Source organism: Acidimicrobiales bacterium, assembly GCA_036399815.1.
Classification (GTDB): Bacteria; Actinomycetota; Acidimicrobiia; order Acidimicrobiales; family DASWMK01; genus DASWMK01.
Genome location: DASWMK010000041.1, coordinates 1 through 25,716, shown reverse-complemented (window position 1 = coordinate 25,716; position 25,716 = coordinate 1). Strand labels below are relative to the sequence as shown.

The 25,716-nt window shown below is 76.7% G+C and carries 24 protein-coding genes; 15 read left to right on the top strand and 9 right to left on the bottom strand.

Translation table 11 applies throughout. The features are described from left to right. The 4 genes from VGB14_02730 to VGB14_02715 form a co-directional block, all read right to left on the bottom strand. Positions 1-1,642 (bottom strand): diguanylate cyclase (locus VGB14_02730; protein ID HEX9991820.1); only part of this gene is annotated, 1,642 nt, incomplete at its 3' end. A gap of 91 nt (positions 1,643-1,733) precedes the next feature. Further along, positions 1,734-2,129 carry a TIGR03618 family F420-dependent PPOX class oxidoreductase gene (locus VGB14_02725; protein ID HEX9991819.1) on the bottom strand — a complete coding sequence of 132 codons (396 nt, stop codon included), beginning with the start codon at positions 2,127-2,129 and terminating at the stop codon, positions 1,734-1,736. Positions 2,130-2,131: 2 nt separating this feature from the next. Next, complete coding sequence (locus tag VGB14_02720; protein HEX9991818.1) at positions 2,132-4,669, bottom strand: FtsX-like permease family protein; 2,538 nt, start codon at positions 4,667-4,669, stop codon at positions 2,132-2,134. A gap of 2 nt (positions 4,670-4,671) precedes the next feature. Further along, entirely contained in the window at positions 4,672-5,424 is a 753-nt protein-coding gene (locus tag VGB14_02715; GenBank protein ID HEX9991817.1) for an ABC transporter ATP-binding protein, read from the bottom strand. 76 nt (positions 5,425-5,500) lie between these two features. Between VGB14_02715 and VGB14_02710 the strand changes: the two genes are divergently transcribed. Both VGB14_02710 and VGB14_02705 read left to right on the top strand, forming a co-directional pair. Continuing rightward, positions 5,501-9,040, top strand: coding sequence for an adenylate/guanylate cyclase domain-containing protein (locus VGB14_02710; GenBank protein ID HEX9991816.1), 3,540 nt, complete (start codon positions 5,501-5,503; stop codon positions 9,038-9,040). 53 nt (positions 9,041-9,093) lie between these two features. After that, complete coding sequence (locus VGB14_02705; protein ID HEX9991815.1) at positions 9,094-9,447, top strand: BON domain-containing protein; 354 nt, start codon at positions 9,094-9,096, stop codon at positions 9,445-9,447. A 16-nt stretch (positions 9,448-9,463) separates the two neighbouring features. Here the strand turns inward: VGB14_02705 and VGB14_02700 are convergent, their stop codons facing one another. Next, complete coding sequence (locus tag VGB14_02700; protein ID HEX9991814.1) at positions 9,464-10,387, bottom strand: cation diffusion facilitator family transporter; 924 nt, start codon at positions 10,385-10,387, stop codon at positions 9,464-9,466. A 95-nt stretch (positions 10,388-10,482) separates the two neighbouring features. On the opposite strand from VGB14_02700, the gene VGB14_02695 reads away from it, so the two are divergent. From VGB14_02695 to VGB14_02675, 5 genes are all read left to right on the top strand, one after another. Next, a complete protein-coding gene (locus VGB14_02695; GenBank protein ID HEX9991813.1) occupies positions 10,483-11,526 on the top strand; it encodes a DUF2330 domain-containing protein in 1,044 nt (347 codons plus the stop codon). Then, positions 11,523-12,221, top strand: a complete 699-nt coding sequence (locus VGB14_02690) for a cupredoxin domain-containing protein (GenBank protein HEX9991812.1) — start codon at positions 11,523-11,525, stop codon at positions 12,219-12,221. Before VGB14_02695 ends, VGB14_02690 begins: the two co-directional genes overlap by 4 nt. Before the next feature lie 173 nt (positions 12,222-12,394). Next, positions 12,395-13,036 (top strand): hypothetical protein, encoded by a 642-nt coding sequence (locus VGB14_02685; protein ID HEX9991811.1) that lies wholly within the window; start codon positions 12,395-12,397, stop codon positions 13,034-13,036. Between the two features lie 176 nt (positions 13,037-13,212). Then, positions 13,213-13,788 carry a hypothetical protein gene (locus tag VGB14_02680; protein ID HEX9991810.1) on the top strand — a complete coding sequence of 192 codons (576 nt, stop codon included), beginning with the start codon at positions 13,213-13,215 and terminating at the stop codon, positions 13,786-13,788. Positions 13,789-13,813: 25 nt separating this feature from the next. Further along, a complete protein-coding gene (locus VGB14_02675) occupies positions 13,814-14,950 on the top strand; it encodes a DUF371 domain-containing protein (GenBank protein HEX9991809.1) in 1,137 nt (378 codons plus the stop codon). On the opposite strand, the gene VGB14_02670 is transcribed toward VGB14_02675, so the two are convergent. Next, positions 14,905-15,567, bottom strand: a complete 663-nt coding sequence (locus tag VGB14_02670) for a class I SAM-dependent methyltransferase (protein ID HEX9991808.1) — start codon at positions 15,565-15,567, stop codon at positions 14,905-14,907. The genes VGB14_02675 and VGB14_02670 overlap by 46 nt on opposite strands. Beyond that, entirely contained in the window at positions 15,564-16,028 is a 465-nt protein-coding gene (locus VGB14_02665) for a 23S rRNA (pseudouridine(1915)-N(3))-methyltransferase RlmH (protein ID HEX9991807.1), read from the bottom strand. Before VGB14_02665 ends, VGB14_02670 begins: the two co-directional genes overlap by 4 nt. Before the next feature lie 33 nt (positions 16,029-16,061). Between VGB14_02665 and VGB14_02660 the strand changes: the two genes are divergently transcribed. From VGB14_02660 to VGB14_02650, 3 genes are all read left to right on the top strand, one after another. Next, entirely contained in the window at positions 16,062-16,511 is a 450-nt protein-coding gene (locus VGB14_02660) for a PaaI family thioesterase (GenBank protein HEX9991806.1), read from the top strand. 14 nt (positions 16,512-16,525) lie between these two features. Next, on the top strand, positions 16,526-17,416 hold the full coding sequence (locus VGB14_02655) for a CHAD domain-containing protein (GenBank protein ID HEX9991805.1): 891 nt from the start codon (positions 16,526-16,528) through the stop codon (positions 17,414-17,416). Positions 17,417-17,486: 70 nt separating this feature from the next. Next, a complete protein-coding gene (locus VGB14_02650) occupies positions 17,487-17,813 on the top strand; it encodes a YiaA/YiaB family inner membrane protein (protein HEX9991804.1) in 327 nt (108 codons plus the stop codon). Here the strand turns inward: VGB14_02650 and VGB14_02645 are convergent. Both VGB14_02645 and VGB14_02640 read right to left on the bottom strand, forming a co-directional pair. Then, on the bottom strand, positions 17,810-19,507 hold the full coding sequence (locus tag VGB14_02645) for a response regulator (GenBank protein HEX9991803.1): 1,698 nt from the start codon (positions 19,505-19,507) through the stop codon (positions 17,810-17,812). The two genes, VGB14_02650 and VGB14_02645, sit on opposite strands and share 4 nt — an antisense overlap. A 91-nt stretch (positions 19,508-19,598) precedes the next feature. Beyond that, positions 19,599-21,155, bottom strand: a complete 1,557-nt coding sequence (locus VGB14_02640; protein ID HEX9991802.1) for an FAD-dependent oxidoreductase — start codon at positions 21,153-21,155, stop codon at positions 19,599-19,601. On the opposite strand from VGB14_02640, the gene VGB14_02635 reads away from it, so the two are divergent. The 5 genes from VGB14_02635 to VGB14_02615 form a co-directional block, all read left to right on the top strand. Then, a complete protein-coding gene (locus VGB14_02635; GenBank protein HEX9991801.1) occupies positions 21,091-21,702 on the top strand; it encodes a DUF47 family protein in 612 nt (203 codons plus the stop codon). The genes VGB14_02640 and VGB14_02635 overlap by 65 nt on opposite strands. A 7-nt stretch (positions 21,703-21,709) precedes the next feature. Then, entirely contained in the window at positions 21,710-22,705 is a 996-nt protein-coding gene (locus VGB14_02630; protein ID HEX9991800.1) for an inorganic phosphate transporter, read from the top strand. Then, the gene (locus VGB14_02625; GenBank protein HEX9991799.1) at positions 22,705-22,863 is read left to right on the top strand and encodes a hypothetical protein; all 159 of its coding nucleotides are present in this window, start codon (positions 22,705-22,707) and stop codon (positions 22,861-22,863) included. Before VGB14_02630 ends, VGB14_02625 begins: the two co-directional genes overlap by 1 nt. A gap of 29 nt (positions 22,864-22,892) precedes the next feature. Further along, positions 22,893-24,578, top strand: coding sequence for an ABC transporter (locus tag VGB14_02620; protein HEX9991798.1), 1,686 nt, complete (start codon positions 22,893-22,895; stop codon positions 24,576-24,578). Then, a partial coding sequence (locus VGB14_02615) for a GTPase (protein HEX9991797.1) occupies positions 24,575-25,716 on the top strand: 1,142 nt, incomplete at its 3' end. The genes VGB14_02620 and VGB14_02615, both read left to right, overlap by 4 nt.

The following is a 25,716-nucleotide window of genomic DNA, read 5'->3' as shown; positions in this document are numbered from 1 at the left end:
CCTCGCCCGAGGACCGGAGGCCCTCGCACAGCATCACGAACTCGTCGCCGCCCAGGCGGGCGACCGTGTCCGGCTCCCGGAGCACGGCGACCAGGCGGGCGGCGACGGCCCGGAGCAGCTTGTCGCCGGCGGCGTGCCCGTACTGGTCGTTGACCGCCTTGAAGTCGTCGAGGTCGCAGAACAGGAGGGCGACGACCCCGCCGGCCCGCCTGGCCCTCGCGAGCGCCGTCTCCAGCCGGTCCATGAGCAGGATGCGGTTGGGCAGGTCGGTCAGCGGGTCGTGGGTGGCCTGGTGGGCCAGCCCGGCCTCGTGGACCTTGCGGGCGGTGAGGTCCCGCAGGACGTGGGAGCAGAAGGCGATGTTCCCGCGGCCGTCGCGGTGGGCGACCGACACCTGCGACACCGGCACCTCGGCCGTGCCGATCGGGCGGAGCGCCATCTCGCCGGCCCACAGGCCGCGCTGGTCGAGGCGGGGCAGCGCCTCCTCCTCCCACCGCTCCTTGGCCCACGGGGCGTACAGGTCGGCCATGGCGAGCCCGATCGGGTCGTCGGCGATGGCGCCGAGGAAGAGCTGGAAGGCGGGGTTGACCCAGCGGAGCCGGCCGTCCGGCCCGGTCGTGGCGATCAGGTCGGACGACGCCTCGACGATGGCGGTCAGGCGGGCGGCCTCGTCCTCGGTCCGCACCACCTCGCTCACCTCGTCGGCGACGCAGGCGAGCAGGCCGGCCCGGCCGGGGACGGGGAGCCGGGCGGCCCGCAGCTCGATCACCCGCTGGCCGCCGCCGAGACAGGCCCGCACGGTCACCGCCTGGCCGGCCGTCGCCCCGAAGCGGAGGGCGTCGGCCACCCGCTCCCGGTCGTGGACGTCCACGCTGTCGAGCCACGAGTCGGCCGGGCCGTCGCCGACCAGCTCGGCGGCCCGCCGGTTGCGGTACACGGCCGCCAGCTGGGCGTCGAGCACGAGCACGCCGAGGGGCAGCGCCTCGGTGGTCCCGGCCGGCGCGGCCGGCGGGTCGACCCGCACGGCCAGCCGGGCCGGCCCCGGGCCCTTGCTGAGCGTCACCGTCCGCCACTCGCCGCCCACGCCGGACAGGCGGACGCCGAAGCCGGGCTCGGCCACGGCGTCGTCCTGCTCCAGGAGGGCGCGGACGAGGGGCAGGTCGTCGGGGTGGACGAGGTCGGCCAGGGCCGGCCGGGCGGCGTCGGGGAGGAGCAGCGCGGCGGCCAGGGCGGGCGGCAGGATGACGGCGCCGCTCGGGTCGACCTCGAGCACGGCGGCCTCGCCGGTGTCGGCCACCGGCGCCAGGCTCACGACCGCCACCCGGCCGCCCTGGAGCTCGGCCCGGCCGAGGCGGGCGACGGCCGGGCGCCACCGCTCGTCGCTCCCGAAGCGGGCGACGGTCGGGCGGGGCGGCCGCTCGGCGACGCCGGCGGCGGCCTGGCGCACGACCTCGACGACCCGCTCGCGGTCGGCGGGGTGGACGAGGTCGGCGAGGGGCCGGTCGGCGACGGCGGCGGGCGCGACGCCGAACTCGCGCTCCAAGGCGGCGGTGGCGTAGAGCACGTCGCCCGCCGGACTGACGGCGAGGAGCGCGTCCGGCGCGCCCTCGACCAGGGTGAGCACCTCCGCCTGCGCTGCCACCCGGTTCACCTCACTCTGCGTTGCTCACGCACAGTGTACGCACCCGGTCGGGCTCCGACCACGGTCCGTCACTACCCCCCGGTGCGGCGGCTCACGCCTGGCCGAGCACCCGGTCCACCGCGATCTCGATCGTCACCCGGTCGGGGTGGTCCCTCGGCGGGCGGTAGCGGGCGGCGTAGGCGGCGAGCGTGAGGGCCAGGGTCTCGGGCTCCCGGGAGACCCGGCCGGCGCCCTCGAGGGTCAGCCAGCGGCGCCCGTCGACCTGGCACACGACCGCCCGGCTGCCCGGCGCGGCCTCGAGGTTGCGGACCTTCCGGCTGTGCGAGAGGGCGAGGATGCGCACCAGCCCGGCCGCCCGGTCCCACATGAACCCGACCGGCACGACGTGGGGGGAGCCGTCCGGCCGCAGGGTCGTGAGCGTGGCCAGGTGGCGCTCGGCGAGGAAGGCCTCGACGGCGGGCGGGAGGGCGGCGGGGTCGAGGGCCATGGCTACTGGGTGGCGATGGCGGCCAGCACGTCGAGGCGGGCCGCCCGGCGGGCGGGGAGGATGGCGGCCAGCACGCCGGCCAGCGCGGCGACCACGGCCACCACCGCCAGCTGGCCGACCGGGATGCGCAGGGTGATGGTGGCCTCGCTCTGGAGCGCCTCGACCAGCGCCCAGCCGAAGAACACGCCGATGGCCAGGCCGAGCGCCGTGCCGAACAGGGCGATGATCACCGCCTCCCAGCGGACGGCGGCCCGCACCTGCGCCCTCGTCATCCCGACGGCCCGCAGGAGGCCGAGCTCCCTCGTCCGCTCCACGACGGACAGGGCGAGCGTGTTGGCGATGCCGAACAGGGCGATGACGACGGCCAGGCCGAGCAGGGCGTAGACGAGGCCGAGGATCGGGTCGAACGACGCCGCCTGGGCCGCCGTGTACTCCTCCCGGTCCTGCACCTTGGCCGACGGGTAGTCGGCCGTCACCTCCTCGACGGCCGCCCGCAGGTCGCCGACCGAGGTCCCCTCGGCGGCGGTGACGTACACCTGGAGGTCGAGCCGGCTCGTGAGGTTGGCGTCGTAGGCCGGGTAGCCGATCGTGTAGTTCCCGGCCAGCTCGTTCTCGCCGTAGACCGCCCGGACGGTGAACCGCTGCTCGCCGGTCTCGGCGAAGCGCAGGTCGACCTCGTCGCCCACTTGCCAGCCCCGCTCCTCGGCCACGTCGGCCAGCACGGCGATCCCGGTCTCGTCGAGGTCGGCGAGCGACCCCTGGCGCACGTCGAGGTCGAGCACCTGGCCGGCGGTCGCGGGGTCGACGCCGAGCACGATCTCGCCCTTGCCCTCCACCTGGACGAGCCCGAAGCGCAGGCCGGTGGCCGCGCCGACCTCGGGCAGCTCGTTCAGCCGCCGGGCCAGGTCGGGGCTGAGGCCGGTCCCGGGGACGAACGAGCCCGAGTCGACGACGAGGTCGCCGGTGAACTGGCGGTCGAGGGTGGTGACGATCGACTCCTTGGCCGACGAGGCGAAGATCGTGACCAGGCCGACGAGGGCGACGCCGACGACGAGGGCGATGGCGGTGGACGCCGTCCTCCTCGGGTTGCGGGCGGCGTTCTCCCTGGCCAGCGCGCCGGTCACGCCCCGGAAGCGGGCCACGGGTGCGCCGATCACCCGGGTGACGGGCCGGGCCATGGCCGGGCCGAGGACGGCGGTGGCGAGCACCACGGCGGCGGCGCCCACCCCGACGAGCGCGGCCGTCCCCCCGACCAGCCCGGCGACGAGGCTGGCGGCCCCGGCGACGAGCATGACGACGCCGACCACGACCCGCCGGGTGGAGGTGGCGCCCGTGTCGAGGACGACGTCGCGCATGGCCGCGACGGGCGGGACGCGCGACGCCCGGACGGCGGGGAGCACGGCGGCGACCATCGTGACGACCAGGCCGGTCACGACCGAGACGGCGACCGTCCCCCCGGTGAGCACGGTGCCGCTCGCCGGGATGGAGAACCCGAGCCCGGCGAACAGGCCCTTGAGGCCGCCGGCCAGGGCCAGGCCGCCCAGCACGCCGAGCACCGAGCCGACCAGCCCGAGCAGGAGCGCCTCGCCGAGCACGCTGCCGAGCACCTGCCGCCGGCTGGCCCCGACGGCCCTGAGCAGGGCCAGCTCCCTCGTCCGCTGGGCCACGAGGATCGAGAACGTGTTGAAGATCACGAACGAGCCCACGAACAGGGCGACCCCGGCGAACACGAGCAGGAACGTCCGCACGAACCCCAGCTGGTCGGCGACGTCGCTCTGGGTCTCCTCCGTGTAGGCGTCGCCGGTCACCGCCTCGGTGCCGGCCGGGATCACCTCGTCGAGCCGGTCGACGAGCTCCTGCTGGCTCACGCCGTCCTCGGCCACCACGGCGACGAGGTCGAACTTGCCGGGCTCGCCCAGCAGCTCCTGGGCGGCCTGGGGGGCGAAGACGGTGACGGTGGCGCCGAGCGGGCTGTCGGCCGACCCGAACCGGGCGATGCCGACGACGGTGAAGTCCTGGGGCGGGCCCTGGAGCAGCACGCGGACCCGGTCGCCCACCTGCACGTCGCCCTCGTCGGCCGACGCCTTGTCGATCACCACCTCGTCGCCGGCCTCCGGCGGCCGGCCGTCGACCAGGTCGAAGGGGTTGAGCGCCTCGACCCCGCTCCAGCGCACGCCGAGGGACGGCGCGCCGAAGCCAGGGTCGCCGATCGGCTCCCCGTCGGTCCCGACCAGCTCGGCGTAGCCCTGCACCTGGCCGGCCACGGCGGCCACCCCGTCGACCCCCTCGACGGCGCCGACGACCTCCTCGTCCACCCGCTGGCGCTGGGTGCCGAACCCGGAGTCGATCGTGCTGGAGCTGCGGACGACGGCGTCGGTGCCGGCGTTCACGTCGGCGAACAGGTCGTCGAAGGTGCGGGTGATCGTGTCGGACAGCACGAGCGACCCGGCCATGAACGCCACGCCGAGGACGATGGCCCCCGCCGTCGTGAGCAGCCGGAGCTTGTGGGCGAGCAGGTTGCGGACGGTGACGCGCCACACGGTCAGGCGTCCCCGAAGCGCTTCATGCGGTCGAGCACCCGCTCGGCCGTCGGGTCGGCCATCTCGTCGACGATGCGGCCGTCGGCGAGGAAGACGATCCGGTCGGCGTAGCCGGCGGCCACCGGGTCGTGGGTGACCATCACGATCGTCTGGCCCAGCTCGGCGACGGCCCGGCGCATGAACCCGAGGATCTCGGCGCTGGCCCTGGAGTCGAGGTTCCCGGTGGGCTCGTCGGCGAAGATGATGGCCGGCCGGCTGGCGAGGGCCCTGGCCACCGCCACCCGCTGCTGCTGCCCGCCCGACAGCTCGGCCGGCCGGTGGTGCAGCCGGTCGCCGAGGCCGACGGCGCCCACCACCGAGTCCACCCAGCCCCGGTCGGGGTCGCGCCCGGCGAGGGCCAGCGGCAGGGTGATGTTCTCCCCCGCGGTGAGGGTCGGCACCAGGTTGTAGGCCTGGAACACGAAGCCGACCTGGTCCCGGCGGAGCACGGTCATGGCCTTGTCGTCGAGGCCGCCGAGGTCGACCCCGGCCACGGTCACCCGCCCGGCCGTCGGGCGGTCGAGGCCGGCGAGGATGTGCATGAGCGTGGACTTGCCCGAGCCCGACGGCCCCATGATCGCCGTGAATCGGCCCCGCTCGAAGGCGACGGACACGCCGTCGAGGGCGCGCACCGCGGTGGCGCCCGTCCCGTACACCTTCGTGAGGTCGGTGGCCTCCGCCGCCACCATCCCGTTGCTCGCGACCCGGTCCGGCATGGCGGTACTGCCTAGCCGAACCGCTCCCCGGGGGGTGGCCGGCACGCCCGTACACTGGCCCCGTGGGGAAGGTCCGGTGACCTGCCCGTCGTGCGGCGCCTCCGCCCCGGCGGGCGCACGGTTCTGCCCGTCCTGCGGGCACCCCCTGCTGGCCAGGGGGGACGAGCGCCGTGTCGTCACCGTCCTGTTCGCCGACCTCGTCGGCTTCACCGGCCTGGCCGAGACCCGCGACCCCGAGCAGGTGAAGAACCTGGTCGACGGGTGCTTCGAGCTGCTCGTCGCCGACATCGTCGCCTTCGGCGGGCGGGTCGACAAGATCGTCGGCGACGCCATCGTCGCCCTCTTCGGCGCCCCGGTGGCCCACGAGGACGACGCCGAGCGGGCCGTGCGGGCCGCCCTGCGGATGCAGCGGACCCTCGGCCGCCACGCCGCCGCCATCGCCGCCGACGTGCAGATGCGGATCGGGGTGAACACCGGGGAGGTGCTGGTCGGCGCCATGCGGGCCGGCGGCGACTACACGGCGATGGGCGACGTGGTGAACACGGCCGCCCGGCTCCAGCAGGTCGCCGCGCCGGGCTCGGTGGTGGTCGGGCCGGCCACCCACGCCGCCACCCAGCGGGTCGTGCGCTACGACCCGATCGGGCTGCTGACGCCGAGGGGCCGGGAGGCCGCCGTCGAGGCCTGGACGGCGGTCGAGGTGCTCGCCCCGCCCGGCTACCGGGTCCGGTCGAGGGCGCCGCTCGTCGGCCGCGACGTCGAGCTCGGCCTGGTCAGCGCGGCGGTGGCGTCGTCCGTGGCCCGGTCCAGGGCCCACCTCGTGCTGCTGCTCGGCGAGGCCGGCCTGGGCAAGAGCCGGCTGGCCGAGGAGGTGGCCGGCAGTGCCGAGCGCGACCACGGCGCGCTCGTGCTCGAGGGGCGCTGCGTCCCCTACGGCGAGGCCAACGTGTGGTGGCCGCTGGCCGAGGCCGTGCGCCAGGCGTGCGACCTGGACGTCACCGACGGCGCCGCCAGGGCCGCCGAGCGGTGCGCGGCCACCGTGGCCGCCGCCCTCGGCACCGGCGCCGAGCCGGCCGAGGTCACGAGGGTGGCCGCCGGCCTGCTCCACCTCATGGGCTACGAGGGGTCGCTGCGGGACATCGAGCCCCAGCGGGCGAGGGACGAGGTCGCCCGGTCGACCCAGGCCCTCCTCGACGGGCTGACGGCGTCCTCGCCGGTCGTGCTCGTGCTGTCCGACGTGCACTGGGCCGACGAGCTCGTCCTCGACCTCGTCGACCGCCTGCTCGAGCACCTCCGCCGCCGCCGGCTGGTCGTCGTGGCCACCGCCCGGCCGGGCATCGAGGGGCGGTGGGGGGTGCGGCGGGGCGGCCACGACGTGGTCGTCGTCCACCTCGACCCCTTGTCGCGGGACGCGGCCGACCGCCTGCTGACCGAGCTGGCCGGCGACGAGCTGCCCCGCCAGCTGCGGGCCGCGCTGCTCGACCGCAGCGGCGGGAACCCGTTCTTCCTCGAGGAGCTGGTGGCCCTGCTCGGTGAGGCCGGGGTGGTGGGCGACGGCGGGCCGGTCACCGCGCCCGTCCGCCAGCTGCCCGACACCCTCCGCGGCCTGGTCGCGGCCCGGCTCGACGCGCTGACGGCCGACGAGCGGGTCGTGCTCGACCACGCCGCCGTGCTGGGGGCGCGCGGGCCGGTCGAGGCGCTCGTGATCATGGGCCGGCACCTCGGCGACGAGCGGGTGGCCACCGCCCTCGACGGCCTGGCCGACAAGGAGGTGCTCGTCGTCCAGGACGGGCGGTGGTCGTTCCGGTCGGACCTGGTCCGAGAGGTGGCCTACCAGACGCTCACCAAGGGCGACCGGGCCCGGCTCCACTTCGGGGTCGCCGACTGGCTGGAGCGCCACCTGGACGAGCTGGGCGACGACGACAGCACGGTCAGCCGCATCGCCCACCACTACGGGTCGGCTGCCCGGCTGGCCGCCGAGGTCGGGTCGGTCGAGGGTGTGCCCGCCGACCTGGTGCGCCGGGCCCTCGACTGGGTCGAGCGGGCGGCGTGCCGGGCCGAGGCCAGCGACGTCGCCGTCGTCGCCGACCGGTTCTTCGACCTCGCCGTCGACCTGGCCCCGGCCCTCCCGGCCGACGACGCCACCCTCGTGCGCCTGCTGCTCGGTCGGGCCCGGGCCAGGGCGACCCTCCGCGAGCTGGACGCGGCGCGCGCCGACGTCGAGCGGGCCAGGGCGACGGCCGAGGCGGCCGGCGACCGGGCCGGGCTGGCCAGCGCGCTGACCGTGCTCGGCGACGTCCAGCAGAAGGCCGGCGACCTCGACGCCGCCGTCGCCACCCTCGACGCCGCGCTCACGCTGGCCAGGGAGGCCGGCGACCGGCCCACCGAGGTCGAGGCCCTGCGCCTGCGGGGGGTGGCCGACCTGTTCAGGGGCGACACCCTGGCGGCCGCCCCCGTCCTGGAGGACGCCCTGCGGGGGTTCTGCGACCTGCGGGACCGGCGGGGCGAGGCCTGGGCGCTGCAGAACCTGGCCTGGATCGCGTTCACCGAGGGCCGCATGGACGCGGCCGAGGAGCGGCTCGACCAGTCGGTGGCCACGTTCACCGAGATCGGCGACGTCGGCGGGCTCGGCTGGGCCTTCGGCCTCCAGGGCTGGGTCAAGTTCCAGCAGGGCGACCTCGCCGCCGCCCGCCAGCTGTGCCACCGGGTCACCCGGGAGGCGGAGACGACCGGCGACCGGTGGGGGCACGGGATGATGATCGTGCTCTCCGCGCTCGTCGACCTGTGGTGCGGCAAGACCGACGACGCCGTCCGCACGGCCCGCCACGCCGTCGAGATCTTCGAGCGCATCGACGACCGCTACGGCCGGGTGCAGTCCCTCGCCGCGCTGGCCCGGGCGCTGCTGGCCGCCGGCCGGGTGCCGGAGGGCCTCGCCGTCACCGACGAGCTCGAGGCCATCGCCGCCCAGCCGGGGGTGGCGGGCACGAACGCCGGGGACTTCGCCGCCCTGGCCGTCGCCCAGGCGGCGATGGTGGTCGGCGACCCCGAGCGGACGCTCGCCGCGCTGCCGGCCCGGCTGCTCGCCGTGTCGAGCGAGCGGGTGGCGCCCGTGGCGGACGGCCTGGTCGCCGCCGGCCTGGCCCGGCTCATGCTCGGCCTGGCCGACGAGGCCCTCGCCACCCTCGCCCTGCCCCACGACGCCGACCCCACCGACGCCAACGCGACCGCGTCGCTCGCCCTCGCCCGGGCCGTCACCGGCGGCGATGGCCACGGCGACGCCCGGCGCCTCGCCGCCGAGCTCACCGACACCGGCCGGGGCACCTACCTCGACCGCATGCTCGCCCACCTCGCCGCCGCGTTCGCGGCCGGCCGGGAGGGGGACGACGAGGCGGCGATCAGGGCCGCCGACGCCGCCGTCGCCACCGTCGACGGCACCGAGGACCGGCTGGCCCACGCCGTCGCTCGCCTCGGCCGGTCCAAGGTGCTCGCCCTGATCGGCGACCCGACCGCCGACCGGGCCGCCGGCGACGCCGCCGCCCGGCTCGAGGCGCTCGGCCTGTCCGGCACCGCCTGGGAGGTGGCCTTCGGGCTCGCCCGGGCGGCCGGCGCCGCCGCCTGACCGCCGTCGCCCGCGCCGGCATGTCGGCCGCGGCGGCGGGGTAGGGCCGGTCCATGGGCATCGTGCGCAGGCTCGTCCCCTACAGCCGTGTCGGCATGGCCGTCTGGGCCTACCGGCACCGCCAGGACATCGCCGACTGGGCCGGCCACGGCGTCCGCTCGGTCTCCCGCCTGGTGAACGGCGAGGGCGGCGATGTCGTCGCCGAGACCCGGCTGCGCGCCGCCCTGGCCGCCGACCGGGACACCAAGGGCGCGAAGGGCCTGCAGGTCAGCGTGCGCCACGGGGTGGCCGAGCTGCGGGGCCGGGTCGAGCCGTCGACCGCGCTGGCCGCCGTCCGGGTCGCCGAGCGGATCCCCGGCGTCCGCAACGTCAGGGACGCGACCGCGGGCGTGCGCTCCCGCCGCTAGCGGGGCGGGCCGGCGCTCAGGCGCTGGCGGCCGCCGGGCGGAACACGTCCGGCTCGACGTAGATCACCCTCGCCTCCGGCACGGCCGACCGCACGGCCGTCTCCAGGTCGTTCACGCAGTCGGCCAGCTGGGGGAAGGTGAGGGAGTCCTCGAAGGCGACCTTCGCTGCCACCAGCAGCTCCTCGGGGCCGAGGTGCTCGGTCCGGAGGTGGATGAGCCGCTCGACGTGGGGCGCGGCCTCGATGGCGTCGCGGATGGCGGCCTCGGACTTGGGCGCCGCCGACTCGCCGATGAGCAGGCTCTTCATCTCGATGCACAGGATGATGGCGATGACGCCGAGCAGGATGCCGATGGTCAGGGTGCCGTAGCCGTCCCACATGGCGTTGTCGGTGACGGTGGCGACGACGACCGCGGTGAAGGCGACGACCAGGCCGAGCAGCGCGCCGGTGTCCTCCAGCAGCACGACCGGGATCTCGGGCGCCTTGGCCCGGCGGATGTAGGTGACGAGGCTGGCGTCGCCCCGCACGGCGTTGGCCTCCTGGAGCGCGGTGCGGAACGACAGCCCCTCCAGCACGATGGCGACCCCGAGGATGCCGAGGGCCCACCCCGGCGACTCGAGCTCGTGGGGGTGGCGGATCTTCTCGAAGCCCTCGACGATGGCGAAGACGGCGCCGAGCGTGAACAGCACGACGGCCACCACGAAGGCCCAGAAGTACCGCTCCCGGCCGTAGCCGAACGGGTGCCGAGGGGTGGGCCGGCGGCGGCTGCGGCGGCCGCCGAGGAGGAGCAGGCCCTGGTTGCCGGTGTCGGCCAGCGAGTGGACGCTCTCGGCCAGCATCGACGCCGAGCTCGTGAACAGGAACCCGACGAACTTGGCGATGGCGATGCCGAGGTTGGCGAAGAACGCCGCGATGATCGCCCGGTTGCCGTGGCCGCTCATGGGCCGGCAACCGTACCCGGACGCCGGGAACCACACGCCCGGCTCGTGCGTCGTAGACCGCGACCGGGAGGTGCGAGATGCGACGTGTGGCAGCGGTGGCGACGGTGGTGGTCGCGGTGGTGGCGCTCGGCGCCGGGCCGGCGCTCGCGTGCGGCGGTCTGGTCGGGCCGAACGGCACCGTCCAGCTGGTGCGCACGTCGACGCTCGCCGCCTACACCGGCGGCGTCGAGCACTACGTCACCTCCTTCGAGTTCGAGGGCGGCGGCGCCGAGGTCGGCTCGATCGTGCCGCTCCCCGGCGTGCCCACCTCGGTCGTGAAGGGCGGGGCGTGGACGCTCCAGCGCCTCGCCCGGGAGACGGCGCCGCCGACCACCACGATCTTCGGCGGCGCCCTGGCGGCGTCCGACGGCGGTGCCGAGGTGCTGCTCGAGACCCAGATCGACGCGCTCGAGCTGACCGTGCTGCGGGGCGGGGGCAGCGAGGTGGCGGAGTGGGCGACGGCCAACGGCTTCGGCCTCACCCCCGACGCGCCCGAGGTCCTCGACTTCTACGCCGCCCGCAGCCCGATCTTCCTCGCCGCCCGCTTCGACGCCTCGGCCGCGGCCGGGCGGGGGCAGGGCGTGGGCGACGGCACGCCGGTGCACCTCACGATCCCGACCGACGACCCGTGGGTGCCGCTGCGCATCCTCGGCCTCGGGCTGTCGCCGGGCGAGCGGGTCGAGGCCGACGTCTACCTGCTGACCGACGATCGCCCCGCGCTGCTCGGCGGCGTCGGCGACGAGCTGTCGCTGCGCCACAGCGCACCGGCCACGGACACGCTGCTCACCGACCTCAGGTCCGACGAGGGGATGGGCTGGGTGCCGTCGTCGGGGTGGCTGACCTACCTGGCCGTGGACGCCCCGGCCGGTTCGCTGGACTTCGACCTGGCCGTCGACGCCTCGGGCGGCGTGCCGTCGCCGGCCGACGCCGGGTTCACCGTCGACCTCGGCGCCGCGGCCAGGGACGCGGCCGTCCACGGCCTGCTGCCGGTCGGGATGTCGCCCTCCGGGACGGCCGCGCTCGCGCTCTGCGCCGCCGGCGCCTCGGCGGCCGCCTGGCGGGGCGTGAGCGCCATGCGCCGCCGCGAGGTGCGCCGGTGAGGCGTCGGGCAGCGGCGCCGGTCGCCCGGCGCCGCGCCGGGCTCGTGTCGGTGGCGGCGTCGGTCGCGCTGGTCGCCCGGCGCCGCGCTGGGCTCGTGTTGCGGGCGGCGCCGGTGGCGCCGGTCGCCCGGGCCGGGCTCGCATCGGCGGTGGCACCGGTTGCGCTCGTCGCCCGGCGCCGCGCTGGGCTCGTGTCGCGGGCGGCGCTGATCGTCCGGCGCCGGGCCGAGTTCGCATCGGCGGTGGCGCCGGAGCAGGATGTGCGCTTGCGAGGTGCGCCGCTGGGGCGGGCCGGCGCGCTGCTGGTCGTCGCCGCCCTGGCGTCGTCGGGCCTGCTGGCGGGGTGCGGCGACGCCGGGGCGGCGGCCAGGCGGACCGTCGAGCTCGGCGCCCGCTACAGCCGCTTCACGCCCGGCGAGGTCGTCGTGCCGGCCGGCACCACCGTGCGGTTCGAGATCCGCAACGACGACCCGATCGACCACGAGTTCATCGTCGGGCCCCAGGAGGTCCACGACCGCCACGAGACCGGCACCGAGCGGGAGCACGGCGCGGTCCCCGGCGAGGTCACCGTCCCGGCCGGGACGACGAGGACGACCGAGTACCGCTTCGACGAGCCCGGCACCGTCGTGTTCGCCTGCCACCTGCCCGGCCACTTCGCCTACGGCATGCGAGGCGAGATCGTGGTCGAGGGGTAGGAAGGGCTGAGATAGCATGGCGGGCCGTGACAGAGCGGAAATGCGTCCGCTCGTTTCCGTGGTGATGCCGGCCGGGTAAGTGGTCCCGGTCGGGCGGCGGCCGACCGGCGGAAGGTTCCATGCACACTCGGCGGACAACCAGGCTGAGGCAGGCGGCGACGACGGTCGCGCTCGTGATGATGGTCGCGCTCGGCGCCTGCTCCGACGACGACCCCCGAGCCGCCCAGCCCGAGATCACCGCCCCCACGTCCACGACGACCACGACGCAGGCGACGACCACGTCGACCGAGCCCACGCCGGACCGGCTCGAGGCCGAGCCCCCTCCCGACGAGCCCCGCCCCGACATCGACGTCAACGTCACGTACCCCAGCACCTTCACCGAAGCCCAGATCGACGTCGTCGAGGCCTATAGAGGCTTCTGGCATGCCGTCTATGCGGCGAGCGACCCCGTCGATCTCCAGCATCCGCTACTTCGTCAATACACGACTGTCGACCGCCTACAAGGCGTACAGGCTGGGCTCGCGGAACACCAGGAACATGGTTGGATTGCGCGGATCCCGAATGACGGCGTGTATCAACACGCGGTGCTGTCAGTCGACATCGACGGAACCGAGGCGACATTGCGGGACTGTTCCGTAGACAGTGCGCAAGTCATTGATGCCGAGTCCCAGTCGATCGTCGATGACGACGTGGTCACTCGAGAGACCGAATTCCTGGTCGTGGAGGTCGCCGGCGTTTGGCGAGTGGGAGGAACCGAGCCTCGGCTGATCGAGGAGTGGAACGGAGTGAGTGGATGCGCCGAGCAGCTTTCCTGATGTTGTTCGCACTCCTGGCGCTGGGCGCTCCAGTGGCTCCGGCGGGTGCCGACGACGATTGGAATCATGGGGGGATGCCGACGCCGCCGCCGGCGGGGAGGCCGGGGGATCCGGGGGCGCCGGATCCGGGGTTGTACGGGCCGGGGTCGCGACCCACCAATCCTTGGGACCTGCCGATGGGTGGGATCTACCGGCCGGCGCCGGTCGTGCCCGTGGCGCCTGGCGCGCCGGCGCCTGCGCCCGGCGCGCCGGGTGGGCCGGCTCCTGCGCCGGCCCCGCCGCCGCCGACGCCGGAGGAGATCGCCGAGGAGCTGGTCGGTGAGCTCGACCCGCCGCCGCCGGACGTGCACACCAACCCGCCGGCCGACGGCGACCAGCTGGTCGGCGTCCCGACGTGGCTGTGGGTGTCGAACTGGCGGCCGGTGTCGGTGTCCGACCGGGGCGTGACCGTCACCGCCCGGCCGGTCGTGACCTACTGGGACCTCGGCACCGGCGACCCCGTCGTCGAGTGCGGGCGGGGGACGCCCTACGACCCGTCCCGGCCGCCGGACGCCCAGTCCACCGACTGCTCGTACACCTACCAGTGGTCGTCGGCCGACGAGCCCGGTGGGGTGTGGGACGCCGCCGTGTCGATGGTCTGGGCCGTCACCTGGACGGGGCCCGGCGGCACGGGCGGCTCGTTCGGCTACGGCGCCACCGAGACCGGCTTCCCGCTCCGCTCCGTCGAGGTCCAGGCGGTCATCGGCACCTGACCCGCCGCCGGTACGCTCGGCCGCCATGGCCCGCTGGCCCCGGCGCTTCCGCGTCACCGGCACCGGCCACCCCGCCGTGCGGGCCACGCACGACAAGACCCTCGAGGTCACCGCCGACCCCGACCTCACCGAGCGGGGCACCTGCATCCTGGCCGTCGGCGCCGACCTGTCGGCCGCCGTCCCCCTGGCCGGGCCCGTCCGCCTCACGATCCGGGCCGGCGACCACGCCGACACCGTCACCGCCGTCGCCAACCCGTTCGCCGCCCCGGCCGGCCGGCTCGTCGTCCGGCGCAGCGACCACGCCGATCCCGACACCTTCGCCGGCCTGGCCGACCGGGGCGCGGCCGACCTCGACCCCGACCTCGCCGACGCCCTCCGCGACCCGGCCACCGCCGTCCACCTCGACGTCGTCGAGGCCGGCGACCGGCCCGCCGACAACGCCCTCCTCGCCGTCCTCCCCCGTGGCGTGCCGGCGCCGCCCGGCACCGAGGGGTGCGACCCGACGGAGCTGGCCGGCCGCCTCGCCGCCGGCGCCCACCTCGCCATCCGCCCGGCCGGCCGGGGCCTCGACCCGTTCCTCGCCGAGGTCGTCGCCGTCGCCGTCGACGCCGGCGCGGTCGTCGCCGTCGCCCCCGGCCCCTGGGAGGTCCCGACCGTCCTCGTGGCCGCCGGGATCGCCACCCTCCGCCACGTCGACGCCGGCACCCTCACCGGCCGGGCCCAGGACGAGACCGCCCTGCTCGCCCTGGCCGCCACCGCCGGCCTGCCCCTCGCCGCCCGCTGCCAGGCGGCCGACCTGCCCGACGTCGCCGCCCGCCTCGCCGAGCACCTCGGCTCCGCCACCCCGGCCGCGGTCGCCCCAGAGCGCCTCACCCCCTACCGCACCGTCCGCCGGGCGACCGTCGCCGACCTGGCCGGCCTCGCCCCGGCCGGCGCCGCCACCGTCGCCGTCGCCGTGGCCCCTCCGCCCGCGGGCGCCGCCGATCACGGCGTGCCGGTCGCCGTCGACCGCCTCCTCGCCCGCCTGGTCGACGCCGGCGTGCCCGTCCGGACCCTCGCCGCCGCCCTCGCCGGCGCCACCGGCCTGAGCCGCCGGCAGAGCTACGACCACGTCCTTCAGCGCCGCACCACCGAGGCGGACACCGACAGGAACCGCGGGTGAGGGCGCCCGTGGGACAGCTTCCTCGCCCACGTCGTCGGCAGCGCGGCGACCTCGTCCGCCGCCAGCCACCGGGCCGCCGACACCCGTAGCCCGAGCCGCTCCCACGCCGGCGCCAGCACGTCCTCGACCAGGGCGACCGTCGGCTCGGGCAGGCTCCTGGCCTCGACCGGCACCGGGTCGCCCCACACCTCGCCGTTGAGCACGACCGACACCGCCGCCCCCGGCCGGCCCAGCCCGGCCACGCCGCCGACCACCGCCGGGTCGGCCACCAGCAGCCCGCTCATCAGCCGCCCCCACGGCAGCACGACGTGGACCTCGTCGGCCCGCCCCAGGAGCACGGCCGGCACCGACTCGACGGTCGCCACCACGTACAGCACGTTGGCCAGCCCGCCCCTCGCCGGCTTGCGCCCCGCCCGCGTCGACGACTCCCGCATGGCGTCGGCCACCGGGTCGAGGCCGACGACGAACCAGTCCGGCCGGGTGCGGGCCAGGTGGTAGGCGTGGCGGCCGTCGCCGGTGCCGACGTCGACGGCGAGCGGCCGGCCGCCGGCCAGCGCCTCGAACCCGGCGGCGTCGACCGGCACCGACGCCCGCCCCCGCACGGCGACGAGGGTCACCGGTGGTACGGCTCGCCGGCGAGGATCGTCCCCGCCCGGTAGAGCTGCTCGAGCAGCACCAGCCGGGCCAGCTCGTGGGGGAGCGTCCACGGGGCCAGGCTGAGCCGGCGCCCGCAGGCCGACAGCGCGTCGGCGGCCAGCCCCGAGGCCCCGCCGACGAGGAACGTCACCGTCGTCGCCGCCTCCCGCCGCTCCCGCAGCCAGCGGGCGAAAGCCTCGGACGACAGCCGGTCGCCGCCCTCGTCGCAGGCCACGAGGTCGCCGCCGTCGCCCACCACCCGCCGCAGCCGGCCCCACTCCCGGTCCCTCACCTCGGCGGCCGGCAGCGACCGCCCCGGCTCGGGCTTCACCTCCCGGACGGCGAGCGGCCAGTAGCGGGCGGCCCTGGCCCGGTAGTCCTCGAGCGCCGGCGCCAGCAGCCCGCTCCCGGCCCGGCCGACGGCGGCGACGACGACCTCCACCGGGCCAGTCTGGCGTCGATAGCGTGCGCGGGGATGACCGCCCTCGCCGAGCGCTTCGCCCCGCTGCCCGCCGACAAGGTCGCCTTGTGGGAGGGGTTCGGCAACTGGGACACCGTCTACTTCCCCCAGCTCGTCGGGCTCCGGGTCGAGGAGGTCCGCACCGACTACTGCCGGATGCGCCTGCCCTACCGGCCGGAGCTGGACCAGCCGGCCGGCGTCGTCCACGGCGGCGCCATCGCCACCCTCATCGACACCGTCGTGGTCCCGGCCATCGCCGCCGTCTACGACGAGCGGCCCCGGATGCTGACGATCTCGATGAACGTGCAGTTCCTCGGGGCGGTCGTCGCGCAGGACGCCGTCGCGGAGGGCTGGGTGGAGCAGCGGGGCCGGTCCATCGTGTTCTGCCGGGCGGAGGTGCGCTCGGAGGACGGGCGGCCGTGCGCCAACGGCACGCTGGTCTACAAGGTCAGCGCCGCCCGCTAGCCCGAGGAGGACCGATGGCCTTCGAGTTCGACCGCAGGGAGCCGGTCCCGAACGCGGTGCGCCGCCTCGTCGTCGAGCAGCTGGACCTCGCCGCCGGGGAGCTCGCCGCCGACCCGGGCGAGAAGGCCGTCCACGAGGCCCGCAAGGCGCTGAAGCGGTGCCGGGCGGTCGTCCGCCTGGTGCGGCCGGTCCTCGGCGACGAGCTCGCCGCCGCGGAGAACGCCGCCTACCGCGAGGCCGGCAGGGCGCTGTCGGCCACCCGCGATGCCGACGTGCTGCTGGTCACCTGGGACAAGGTCACCGGCGACGGCGTGGACGGGGTCGGCGACGCCACGCTGACCGCCGGCCGGCGGGCGCTCGAGGCCCACCGGGAGCGGGTGCGGGCCGAGCCGTCGGCCGATCCGACCGCCGTCGCCGAGGCGCTCCGGGAGGCCCGCCGCCGGGCCGCCGGGTGGCCGGAGGCGGACGACTCGTGGCGCTCGCTGGCGCCCGGGCTGCGGCGCATCTACGGGCAGGGCCGGGCGGCCATGGCGGCGACGGGCCGGGGCGACGACGAGGCCTGGCACGACTGGCGCAAGCGGGTGAAGGACACCTGGTACCACCTCACCCTGCTCGTCCCGGCCTGGGAGCCGGTGCTCGGGGCGGAGGAGGCCGAGGCCCACCGCCTGTCGGAGCTGCTCGGCGACGACCACGACCTCGCCGTGCTGCGGGCCGAGATCGCCGGGCGGGACGGGCCGTGGTCGGCCGACGAGGCGGCCGCGCTGACCGCCGCCGTCGACGCCCGCCGCCGCGCCCTCCAGGCCGAGGCGCTCGACCGCGGTCGCCGGCTCTACGCCGAGAAGCCGAAGGCGTTCGCCGCCCGCCTCGGCGGCTACTGGGACGCCTGGCGCGACGGCGCCGCCTGAGGGGCCCCCAGGCCCGCGTAGGGGCCTCCCCGGATGGCGGTGGAGCGCCGACCCGGCGCACGCTCGCCGCATGAGCCTCCCCACCCAGCCCCGCCAGACGCCCGCGTTCTACGCCCAGTCCGTCGTCTCCTTCGCCGTCTCCCTCGGCGCCCTCGTGCTCGGCATCGCCTACCTGCCGGTCGACGGGTGGATGCGCGCCTACCTCTCCGTCGGCGTGCTCTACACGGTCACGTCGGCGTTCACGCTGGCCAAGTGCGTGCGCGACCAGTTCGAGGCGTCGAAGGTCGTGCACCGGGTCGACGAGGTGCGCCTCGAGCGGCTGCTGGCCGAGCACGACCCGTTCCGCCAGGACGGGTGGACGGCGCCCGCGCCGGCCGCCGTGCCGCCCGCCGCCTAGGCGATCCCGTGCTCGACGGCGTAGCGGACGAGGTCGGCCCGCCGTGACAGGTGGAGCTTGCCGAGGATGTTGCGGACGTGGTTCTCCGCCGTCCTCGGCGAGATCCCGAGCTCGCGGCCGATCTCCCCGTACGGCGCGCCGCGGGCGACGAGGGTGAGCACCTCGCGCTCCCGGTCGGTGAGCGGGTTGGCGCCGGCCGCCCTGGCCAGGCGGCGGAACTCGCCGAGCACGAGGGCGGCCAGCGGCGGGCTGAACACCGGCTCGCCGGCGGCCGCCCGCCGCAGCTGGTCCCGCAGCTCGCCGGTCGGCGTCGTCTTCAGGAGGTAGCCGGCGGCCCCGGCGGCGACGGCGTCGAGCAGGTCGCGCTCGGCCTCGGACACGGTCAGCACGACGATGGGCGCCACCGTGGCGACGGCCCGCACGACGGCCAGCCCGCCGCCGCCCGGCATGACGAGGTCGCAGACGACGAGGTCGGGCCGGTGGGCGAGCACGACGTCGATTGCGCCCGGCGCGTCGTCGGCCTCGCCGACGACGGCGAACCCGTCGCCCAGCTCGGCCCGCGTCCCGGCCCGGACGACGGCGTGGTCGTCGGCCAGCACGACCCGGATCGGCGCGCTCCCAGCACCTCCGGCGCCGCCGGCGGCGGTCGGTCCCCCGTTCACGGCACCCCGGATCCTCACCTCGGTGCCCCGGCCGGGGGCGCTCACGACCTCGGCCCGCCCGCCGGCGTCGGCCACCCGGCCGACGACCGAGCCGGCCAGCCCGCGCCGGTCGGGGGGCACGGCCGCCGGGTCGAAGCCCCGGCCGTCGTCCCGCACGGACACGAACAGGCGGCCGTCGTCGTCCTGCTCGGCGAACACCACCGCCCGCCGCACGCCGGCGTGCTTGCCCACGTTGGCGACGGCCTCGGCGACGGCGCCGGCCACCGCGGCCAGCACGTCCTCGCCGACCTCGGCGTCCTCGTCGACGACCGAGAGGGCGACGTCGACGTCGTGGGCCCGCCCGGCCCGCAGCGCCGCCTCCCGCAGCGCCGGCCCCAGCCGGTGGGCGGGGCCGGCGCCCGGCCGGCGCCCGTGCAGGAACGAGCGGAGGTCCCGGTCGGTGTCCCTGGCCAGCCGGGCCAGGTCGGGGTCGGTGGCGCCGGTGCGCCGCTCGACGAGGGCGAGGGTCTGGAGCACGCCGTCGTGCAGGGTCCTCGCCACCTCCTCGCGGGCCCGGGTGACGGCCACCTCCTGCTCGGCCCGCCCGAGGAGCGTCGCCACCCACCCGGCCACCCCGCCGTACAGCGCGTAGAAGGCGACTGTCGACGCGAGCGACGCCAGCCGGTCGCCGTCGAGGTCGGCGACGGCCACCCCGTTGGCGACCGCGCCCGCCGCCCGCCCGAGCCCGACCAGGCCGCCGGCCACCGCGCCGGGGGCCGGCCCGAGGGCCACCCCGGCGGCGATCACCCCGGCCACCGGCCACCCGCCGGCGAGGCCCTGGCGGCCGGCGAAGGCGTGGCCCTCCTCGAACGCCAGCCCCTCGCCGGCCAGCAGGAGCGCCCCGGTGACGAGGTCGGCGGCCACCAGCCAGGGCGGCACGGGGCCGCCGCCGGCGACCGCGCGCGTGTCGGCCACGGTCACCGCGAGGGCGGCGGCGAGGAGGGCGGCGGCCACCCACGGGCGGGCGAGGCGGTCGGCGCCGACCACGACCACGCCGGCCGACCAGGCGAGCGTCGCCCACCGCAGGACGACGAGACCCCGCCGGAGGCTGGCGGTGGTCGGCCCGCCCGATCGCCCGACCAGCTCAGACCCCCAGGGTGGCGAGCAGCTGGCCGCGGTCGGGGCCGGGGAGGGGCTCGGACCGCCAGCCGGCGCCCAGGGACAGCGCCCGCTCCCGGACGTCGTCCCGGTCGTGCTCGTCCTCCACCCGGCTCAGCATCCCGGCGATGCGCACGGACGACCGGAACAGCTCGGCGTCGCCGAACGAGGCCACCCCGAGCGCGTGCCAGAACTCCCACAACGGGTCGTCGGGCTCGTAGGGGCGGCCCTCGATCTGGGCGTCGATCTCGGCCAGCCGGTGCCGGTCGAACCACAGCGTGCTGCGCACGAAGGGCAGGACGGTCGCCTCGGTGACGTCGTGCCAGGCGTCGGCCAACCCGGCCGGGTCGCCGAGGTCGGCCGTGCGCAGGAGGTCGCGCAGGGCGATGGCGTGGATGGTCCCCACCGAGATGCCCCGGCCGACCGACGGGTTGGTGCAGGCCCAGGCGTCGCCGACGGCGACGACGCCGGTGGCCACCGGCCGGCCGTCGACCCGGAAGCAGCGGACCCGGTCCTCGATGCCGGCCATCACCGCCACGTCGGCGTCGAGCCGCTCGCCCTCCAGCCAGTGGGCCATCAGCGGGAAGCAGGCGACGGTGGCGTCGAACCGCTCCGGGTCGCGGAGGGCCCGCAGGGTCCGGTCGGTGCCGCTCGTGACGATCCCGATGCCCCACGTGCCGTTGTCGGCCGGCAGGGTGAGCACCGAGATGGCGTCGTAGTGCTGGAGCCCGGGGCCGAGGAACGGTGGCACCGAGCCGTCGGCGGACCGGAAGTGGCGGCCGTAGTAGACGAACCCGCAGTCGTCCTTCTCCTCCACGGGCGGGCGGCCGCCGGCGGCCTCGAGCCAGCGGGGGAGGGCGGACCGCCGCCCGCCGGCGTCGACGACGAGGTCGGCGGCGATCTCCTCGCCGTCCTCGGTGACGACCCCGGTGACGTGCACCACGCCGGGGACGGCGTCCGGCCCCGTGCGCACGCCGGCGAGGGCCACGCCGCGCCGGATCGTGATGCCCGGCGTCGACCCGGCCAGGCGGGCGATGACGGCCTCGACCATCGGCCGCCGCCCGGTGACCGTGCGGAACACCTCGTCGCCCGGCTGGGGGCCGCCGGACACGGTCGGCGGCGCCTCGGCGACCGGGTTCTGGTCGAGGGCGCCGGCCGCCACGAGCTCGTCGAGCAGCGCCGGCAGCTCGGCCTCGCACAGGGTCCGCCAGCGGGGCAGGAAGTAGTGCAGCAGGCGGAACTGGTTGACGCCGCGGCGGGCCCACGCCGCCCACGCCTCGTCGGCGTCGTGAGGCGGCGGCTCCGGGTCCCGTTCGAGGACGGTCACCTCGTGGCCGTCGGCGGCCACCAGCATCGCCGTCGAGAGGCCGATGATGCCGCCGCCGAGCACTGCGATCCGAGCCATCCGTCGCCTCCTGCCGATCCTGGGCGAACCGGAGCGTAGGCGGACCGGCCGGCGCGGGTAGCGTGATCCGCTCGTGGCCTTCCGTCTGCTGCCGACCGACCGCCACTTCTTCCGCCTGTTCGACGAAGCGGCCGGCAACGTGGCCGACTGCGCCCGCCGGCTGCGGGAGTCGTTGAACGGCGAAGGAGCGGCCGTCGAGGACTTCGTCGCCTTCGAGCGTCGCGGTGACGGCCTCACCCGCGACATCCTCCAGCGGCTGAACACGTCGTTCGTCACCCCGTTCGACCGGGAGGACATCCACGAGCTGGCCGAGGAGCTCGACGACGTCGTCGACGACGTGCTCGAGGTCGTGCACAAGCTCCAGCTGGGCGACGGCGACCCGAGCGCGCTGCCCGAGGTGAAGCAGCAGGCCGACCTCCTCGTGAAGATGGCCGAGCAGGCCCAGGACCTGATCAAGCTGCTGGAGTCGATGAAGGGCGTGCGGCCCTACCTCGACGCCATCGACCAACTGGAGACCGAGGGCGACAAGGTGTACCGGCAGGCGCTGGCCCGGCTGTTCAGCGGCGAGATCGACGCGATCTCCGTCCTCCGCTGGAAGGACCTCGTCGAGGCCATGGAGGCGGCGCTCAACACGCTGGAGGACGTCTCCAACGTGGTCGAGTCGATCGTCCTGAAGCACGCCTGATCGAACGGTGGACGATCTCGCGGTCGTCGTCGTCGTCGCCATCGCGCTCGCGTTCGACTACGTCAACGGCTTCCACGACGCCGCCAACTCGATCGCCACGGTCGTGTCGACGAGGGTGCTGTCGCCGAGGACGGCGGTGGCGTGGGCGGCGTTCTTCAACTTCGTCGCCTTCCTCGTGTTCGGCACCCACGTGGCGGCGACGATCGCCAAGGGCGTGGTCGACCCCGGCGTGCTGTCGATCGGGGTGGTGTTCGCCGGGCTGATCGGGGCCATCGGCTGGAACCTCATCACGTTCTACCTGGGCCTGCCGACGAGCTCGTCGCACGCGCTGGTCGGCGGCATCGCGGGGGCGGCCGTGGCCAAGGGCGGCTTCCACGTGCTCGTGGGCGAGGGCCTGCGGACGATCGGCGTGTTCATCGTGCTGTCGCCCCTCGCCGGGCTGGCGCTCGGGCTGGTGCTGACCGTCGGCCTGATGTGGGCGGTGCACCGGTACCGGAACGTCGACCGCCTCAACCGGGTCTTCCGTCGCGGCCAGCTCCTCTCGGCGGCGGCGTTCAGCCTCGGCCACGGCGGCAACGACGCCCAGAAGACGATGGGCATCATCCTCGCCGTGCTCATCACCGCGGGGCACCTGCCGACCGACGCGGACGTGCCGCTGTGGGTCGTGCTGTCGGCCCACCTCGCCATCGGCCTCGGCACCCTGTCGGGCGGGTGGCGGATCGTGAAGACGATGGGCTCGCGGATCACCAAGCTCCAGCCGGTCGGCGGGGTGGCCGCCGAGTCGGCCGCCGCCGCCACGCTGTTCTTCACGTCCGGCGCCGGCATCCCGGTGTCGACCACGCACACGATCACCGGCGCCATCGTCGGGGTGGGCGCCACCCGCCGCCTGTCCGCCGTGCGGTGGGGGGTCGCCGGGCGGGTGGTGTGGGCGTGGGTGCTGACGATCCCCGGCGCCTGGCTGATCGCCACGGTCGTCTACGGCGCGGTGGCGGCGCTGTCGTGATGGACCGCCGGGCCGCGTTCTTCCTCCTCGCCGCGCTCGTCTGCGCGGCGCTCACCCCGCTGGCCGACACCGACCACCGCTTCGTCGCCGGCGGGCTGGCCGCCCTGTACCTCGTGCTCGCCGTGGCGTCGTGGCTCGACGCGCGGGGGAGGGGCTGAACGCCCGGGAACGGGAAGACTGGCGCCCCGTGACCGCGCTGCCCGACGCCATCGCCCGCCTGCGGGACGAGCTGGGCGGCGTGGCCCTCGGCCTGGACGTGGCCGGGGCGGCCGAGGCCCGGCAGGCGAGGGACGAGCTCGTCGGCCAGGTCGACGACTACCTCCTGCCCCGGCTCCTCCGGCTCGACGCGCCGATGCTCGTGGTCGTGGGCGGCTCGACGGGCGCGGGCAAGTCCACGCTGGTGAACAGCCTGGTCGGCGAGCCGGTGTCGGCGGCCGGGGTGCTGCGGCCGACCACCCGCAGCCCGGTGCTCGTCTGCCACCCCGACGACCAGGCCTGGTTCGCCGGCGACCACGTGCTGCCCGGCCTGCCCCGCACGACGGGCGGGTCGGCCGCCGCCGCCGGCGGGCTGCACGTCGTGCCCACCCGGGCCGTGCCGCCGGGGATGGGCCTCCTCGACGCCCCCGACGTCGACTCGGTGGTCGCCGCCAACCGCGAGCTGGCCACCCAGCTGCTGGCCGCCGCCGACCTGTGGCTGTTCGTCACGACCGCCGCCCGCTACGCGGACGCCGTGCCGTGGAGCTTCCTCCGCACGGCCAGGGAGCGGAGCACGGCGATGGCGATCGTGCTCAACCGGGTGCCGGACGGCGCCGGCGACGACGTGGCCCCCCACCTGGCCTCGATGCTCGAGGCCGAGGGGCTCGGCGGGGTGCAGCTGTTCGTCGTGGACGAGGCCGGCCTGGAGGACGGGCTCCTCCCCGAGCCGCTGGCCCTCCCGGTGCGCCGGTGGCTGTTCGAGCTGGGCGCGGACGCCGGCCGGCGGGCGGCCGTCGTGCGGGCCACCCTCGACGGGGCGCTGGCCAGCATCGCGGCGCGGGCCGGCCAGGTGGCCGCGGCCGTCGACCAGCAGGCCGCCGTGGCCGCCGGCCTGGCCGCGGCCGTCGACCGGGCCTACGAGGACGCCCGCCACGACGTGGCCGACGGCGTGGCCGGCGGCTCGATGCTGCGGGGCGAGGTGCTCGCCCGGTGGCAGGAGTTCGTCGGCACCGGCGAGCTCCTGCGGACCCTCGAGGCCAGGGTCGGCCAGCTGCGGGACCGGCTGCGGCGGGCGTTCACCGGCCGGCCGTCGCCGCCCGTCGAGGTGGAGATGGCCGTCACCACCGCCTTCCGCTCGCTCCTCGTGGACGCCGCCGACCGGGCCGCGGCGAGGGTCGTCGACCAGTGGGCGGCGACCGCCGGGGGGCCGCCGCTGCTGGCCGACGAGGCCCGCACCCTGGCCAGGGCCACGCCCCGGCTCGGCGACGCCGCCGCCGAGGAGGTGGCCGCCTGGCAGGCGCACGTGCTCGACCTGGTGGCCGAGCAGGGCGCCGACCGGAGGACGGCGGCCAAGGTGGCGTCGTACGGGGTCAACGCGGCCGGCGTGGCCGTGATGGTCGGCGTGTTCGCCCACACCGGCGGGCTCACCGGCGCCGAGGTGGCCGTCGCCGGCGGGACGGCGACGCTCAGCCAGAAGGTGCTGGAGGCGGTGTTCGGGGACCAGGCCGTGCGCGACCTGGCCAACGAGGCGCTCGCCGACCTGATGGGCCGCACGGCCCGGCTCCTCGGTGCCGAGGCCGGCCGCTTCCGGGACCGGCTCGCCGCGCTCGCGCCGGCGCCCGGAGCCGGCCAGGCGGTCAGGGACGCGCTCGCCGCCGTCGAGGCGGCCCGCCGGTGAGCCGGCGGCGGGGCGGCGTCGACCTGGGCGACCGCCTGGAGGCGCTGGGCGCGGCGGTGGCGGTGGCCGACGGGCGCCTCGACCCTGCGGTCGTCGACGCCGGCCGCGACCTGCTGCGCCGGGCCGAGGAGCGGCTCGGGCGGGCGCCGGAGCGCACGGTCGTGGCCCTGGCCGGTGCCACCGGCAGCGGGAAGTCGTCGCTGTTCAACGCCCTCACCGGGTCGGACCTGGCGACCGTCGGCGTGCGCCGGCCGACCACCGGCGAGGCCCGGGCCGCGGTGTGGGGCGACGGCGACGCCGGCGCCGTCCTCGACTGGCTGGAGGTGCGCCGCCGCCACGCCATCTCCGGCGACGGCGCCGGGCCGCTCGACGGCCTCGTGCTCCTCGACCTGCCCGACCACGACTCGACGGTCGAGGCCCACCGCCTGGTCGTCGACCGCCTGGTGGCGCGGGTCGACCTGCTGGTGTGGGTGCTCGACCCCCAGAAGTACGCGGACGCGGCCGCGCACGAGCGCTACCTGCGGCCGCTGGCCGGCCACGCCGGCGTGGTGCTGGTGGTGCTGAACCACGCCGACCGGCTGGGCGAGTCGGAGGCGGCCGCCTGCCTCGCCGACCTGCGCCGCCTGCTGGCCGAGGACGGGCTGGCCGACGTGCCGGTGCTGCCCACGTCCGCGAGGACCGGCCTCGGCGTCGACCGGCTGCGCGCCGAGCTGGCCGAGCGGGCCAGGCGCCGGCGGGCCGCGGTCGAGCGGCTCGGCGCGGACGTCGACGGCGTCGTCGGCGCCCTCGGCGGCGCGTGCGCGGACGGGCGGGGGCCGGGCCGGCTGTCCTCGGGGCGGGTCGGCGCGCTGGTCGACGCCCTGGCCACGGCGGCGGGCGTCGACGCCGTCGCCGGCGCCGTCGACCGCTCCCACCGGCGCCAGGCGACGGCCGCCACCGGCTGGCCGTTCACCCGCTGGGTGGCCCGGCTGCGGCCCGACCCGCTGCGCCGGCTGCGGGCGCCCGCGGTCGGCACCGCCGGCGAGCCGGCCGCCGCGCTGTCGAGGGCCGGCGTCGGGCTGGCGACGAGGGACCTCGCCGCCGAGCTGGCCGGCGGCCTGCCCGACCCCTGGCCGGCGCTCGTGCGCCGGGCCGCCGA

Coding starts and splice junctions, on each gene's coding strand:
- VGB14_02680 (HEX9991810.1), top strand. CDS start 13,213: ATGGGTGGGATCTACCGGCCGGCGCCGGTCGTGCCCGTGGCGCCTGGC.
- VGB14_02650 (HEX9991804.1), top strand. CDS start 17,487: ATGAGCCTCCCCACCCAGCCCCGCCAGACGCCCGCGTTCTACGCCCAG.
- VGB14_02705 (HEX9991815.1), top strand. CDS start 9,094: ATGGGCATCGTGCGCAGGCTCGTCCCCTACAGCCGTGTCGGCATGGCC.
- VGB14_02675 (HEX9991809.1), top strand. CDS start 13,814: ATGGCCCGCTGGCCCCGGCGCTTCCGCGTCACCGGCACCGGCCACCCC.
- VGB14_02660 (HEX9991806.1), top strand. CDS start 16,062: ATGACCGCCCTCGCCGAGCGCTTCGCCCCGCTGCCCGCCGACAAGGTC.
- VGB14_02715 (HEX9991817.1), bottom strand. CDS start 5,424: ATGCCGGACCGGGTCGCGAGCAACGGGATGGTGGCGGCGGAGGCCACC.
- VGB14_02700 (HEX9991814.1), bottom strand. CDS start 10,387: ATGAGCGGCCACGGCAACCGGGCGATCATCGCGGCGTTCTTCGCCAAC.
- VGB14_02655 (HEX9991805.1), top strand. CDS start 16,526: ATGGCCTTCGAGTTCGACCGCAGGGAGCCGGTCCCGAACGCGGTGCGC.
- VGB14_02625 (HEX9991799.1), top strand. CDS start 22,705: ATGGACCGCCGGGCCGCGTTCTTCCTCCTCGCCGCGCTCGTCTGCGCG.
- VGB14_02725 (HEX9991819.1), bottom strand. CDS start 2,129: ATGGCCCTCGACCCCGCCGCCCTCCCGCCCGCCGTCGAGGCCTTCCTC.